Annotated in this window: 3 protein-coding genes; all 3 read right to left on the bottom strand. The window is 45.2% G+C overall.

What is annotated here, in order from left to right:
• Window positions 1-58: 58 nt before the first annotated feature.
• A complete protein-coding gene (locus BN350_RS07630; RefSeq protein WP_028043067.1) occupies window positions 59-2,044 on the bottom strand; it encodes an MBG domain-containing protein in 1,986 nt (661 codons plus the stop codon).
• Entirely contained in the window at window positions 1,969-2,307 is a 339-nt protein-coding gene (locus tag BN350_RS21835; RefSeq protein ID WP_222704651.1) for an MBG domain-containing protein, read from the bottom strand. The genes BN350_RS07630 and BN350_RS21835 overlap by 76 nt, the downstream gene beginning before the upstream one ends.
• Window positions 2,207-3,575 (bottom strand): leucine-rich repeat domain-containing protein (locus BN350_RS20610; RefSeq protein WP_187117113.1); only part of this gene is annotated, 1,369 nt, incomplete at its 5' end. The genes BN350_RS20610 and BN350_RS21835, both read right to left, overlap by 101 nt.

A 3,575-nucleotide genomic window follows, 5' to 3' on the forward strand; every position in this document is an offset into this window, starting at 1 on the left:
ACCCTCATCCCTTGTGCTCCATTCAAAGGGCTGCCTTTTCAGACAGCCCCATGACCTTTTATTCCTCTGTATCTTCCTTACGCTTTTTCCCTTTCAATAGGGCGGCTGCTCCGGCTGCGGCTGCCATCAGCATTGCCCATAGTCCGGTTGCTGCTGTATCACCTGTCTGTACGGAATCGTTTTTCGTATCTCCTTTGTCGGATGAATTGTTTTTATCCTTATCCGTGTTTCCAGATGGCTTTTTATCATCCACTGTATAGGTCTTTGTTATCGTTCCGGTATAGTTGCCTTTAAACGTGATGGTCACTGTCACCTTGTTTCCATCCTGTGTCTTTGTCACGTCATAATCCGTACCCTGTACCAGAACCTTATCGCCGTCTTTGATTACCAAATCATCCAGCTTCGTATCGGCAGTCATTTCCGGTACTTTTATCTGATTGCCTGTTTCTGCACTCTTTGGCTCTATCACAAAGGAAACGGCTTCACTTTCTGCACCCTCGTAATTGTCTGTGCCATCCACGACCGCTTTTACATACCAGGTTCCGGCAGCGGTTGGAACGGTATCTGTGTACCTTCCATCCACCCTGTCACTGTACAGGAAGCGTGGCTGTCCGAAGCGGAATCCTGCACTGGCAGCAGAAGGTGCTGCACCATATGTCCAGCCATCCAGTGATAACGGTGCTGACTGTTCATTATCTGCCTTTATCACGGTCACTGTGACTTTGATATCTGTCACGGTCTTATAATTGCTGTCATCCGGCGTATAGGTCAATGTAAATTCATTTGTACCTGCATTGCCAACATCTAGCGTCTGATCCGTCCATGTAAAACCTGCCGGAAGTGTGATATCCTTAAGGCTCTGTCCATAGACTGCCTGCAAGTCCGTTGGAACCGTGTAGACTGGCTCTGCCTGTGAAATGGTAAATTCCACAATGGTATCAAGTCCGGTATACTCTGTTGTTGCACTTACGCTGGCTTTCATATACCATGTTCCTGCCGTGGCAGGTCTATCTGCCGTATAGGTTCCATTTCTGGTATCACTGTAGCTAATGACAACATCCCCATACGCTGCGTCAGCAGTCGGTGTACTGGCTGTTTCATTGTATGTCCAGTTTTCAATCGCCGGTTCCACTGTCCAGCTATTCGCTGCCGCTGATACAATGACCGACAGCATACATTCTACATAGTGACCGGTACTGTCATAGCCTGTGACACCTGTATAATCATAATTCTTATCATCGACTGTGAAATGTGCAGGATAATCTGTTCCAGAAACCGTCAGCTTCTGTGTCCCGTCTGCCCATGCCCAGCCATCCGGCAGTGTAACACTGGATAAGTCCTCATCATATACACCGCTTAGATTATCCGGCAGAGTCATCGCCGGTGCGGCTGCTTTGGCAATCGTAAATTCTACAGCACTGCTTTCTATGCCCTTGAAATTATCTGTACCGGTAACCGTGGCTTTCACATACCATGTACCGGCATCCGTTGGTACGTTTTCCGTATATGTGCCAGCTGCTTGATTACTGTAAGTATAGGATACGGAACCAAATGCAGCCACAGCCGCTGGTGTATTTGCAGCTTCTCCATATGTCCAGCCTGTAATCGCAAGTGTGCTCGTCCAGCTATTTGCTGCTTGTGAAATAGTAAATTCTACTGGTGTTGAGCTTGCTTTTTTGTAATTGTCATCCGCTGCGACGGTTGCGGTTACACGATATGTTCCGGCATCTGTTGGTGCAGATGAAATGCTTTCCCAGTCTGTAGCGTTCTTTTTCTTCTCCCAAGTATAAGTCACATTGCCTGTACTGCCTGCTTTGCTGACTGTTGGCGTATCTTTGACCGCACTTCCGTCATAGTCCTTATTTAAACTGTCTGTGACAGAAATCGTGCTGTCTGCCTTGGAAATGGTAAATTCTACTGGTGTTGAGCTTGCTTCTTCGTAATTGTTATCAGCTGCGATGGTTGCGGTTACACGATACGTTCCGGCATCTGTTGGTGCAGATGAAATGCTTTCCCATTCCGTAGCGTTTTTTTCTTTTCCCAAGTATAAGTCACATTGCCTGTACTGCCTGATTTGCTGACTGTTGGCGTACTGTTGACAGCACTTCCATCATAGTCCTTATTTAAACTTTCTGTAACAGAAATCGTGCTGCCTGCCTTGGAAATGGTAAATTCTACTGGTGTTGAGCTTGCTTTTTTGTAATTGTCATCCGCTGCGACAGTTGCGGTTACACGATACGTTCCGGCATCTGTTGGTGCAGCTGCTGCTTTCCCATTCCGTAGCGTTCTTTTTCTTTTCCCAAGTATAAGTCACATTGCCTGTACTGCCTGATTTGCTGACTGTTGGCGTATTGTTGACAGCACTTCCGTCATAGTCCTTATCTAAACTTTCTGTGACAGAAATTGTGCTGTCTGCCTTGGAAATGGTAAATTCTACTGGTGTTGAGCTTGCTTTTTTGTAATCGTCATCCGCTGCGACGGTTGCGGTTACACGATACGTTCCGGCATCCGTTGGTGCAGATGCTATGCTTTCCCAATCCGTAGCGTTCTTTTTCTTCTCCCAAGTGTAGGTTACTATACCTGTACTGCCTGTCTTGCTGACTGTTGGTGTATCATTGACCGCACTTCCGTCATAGGTCTTGTCCAGCGTTTCCGTAACAGTAATGCTGCTTTCTGCTTTTAGCCCAGTAAGGTTTAGTGTTACCGTCAAAGTCTTATTTTCACCTTTTGCTGTACCACAGTCATATTCATAGACAATCGGTGTGCCTGCTGTATAATTGCTGACGACACCTGTTGATGATTCATAAGATGCGCCGCTTATGATAGAAACCTTGTCCTTGTCGATACCTGTAATTTTATCTGTAATGGTAAATGTGTCTTCTGTGACTTCCAAATACATTGTTCTGGTCGTTGGCATAGTTACTGTTAATCCCGCATTTGTTCCCAGATTCAGATAAGCAAGTGGAGTAAAGGAACAATGCAATGATTGTAAATTGGCATTGTTGCTGACATCCAGACTGCTGATGCCCGTGCTACTGCAATACAATTCTGTTAAATTAGTATTTTTGCTGACATCCAGACTGGTAATACCCGTGTTGTTGCAATACAATTCTGTTAAATTAGTATTTTTGCTGACATCCAGACTGCTGATGCCCGTGATGTTGCAATACAAGGTTGTTAAATTAGTATTGTTGCTGACATCCAGACTGCTGATGCCCGTGCTGTTGCACTCCAATTTTTTTAAAGCAGAAGCACCATTGACAGTCAAAGTTGTCAGTGATGCATTGCTGTTGCAATACAATTCTGTTAAATTAGCATTGCTGCTGACATTCAGACTGCTGATGCCCGTTTCTTGGCAATACAAGGTTGTTAAATTAACATTGCTGCTGACATCCAGACTGCTGATTCCCGTGCTGTAGCAATCCAAGGTTGTTAAAGCAGAAGCACCATTGACAGTCAAAGTTGTCAGTGCTGTATTGCTGTAGCAATTCAAGGTTGTTAAATTGGCATTGCTGCTGACATCCAGACTACTGATACCCGTGCTGGAGCAAGACAAGTATGTTAAATTAGCATTT

Source organism: Candidatus Stoquefichus massiliensis AP9, from assembly GCF_000455285.1.
Lineage (GTDB): Bacteria > Bacillota_I > Bacilli_A > Erysipelotrichales > Coprobacillaceae > Stoquefichus > Stoquefichus massiliensis.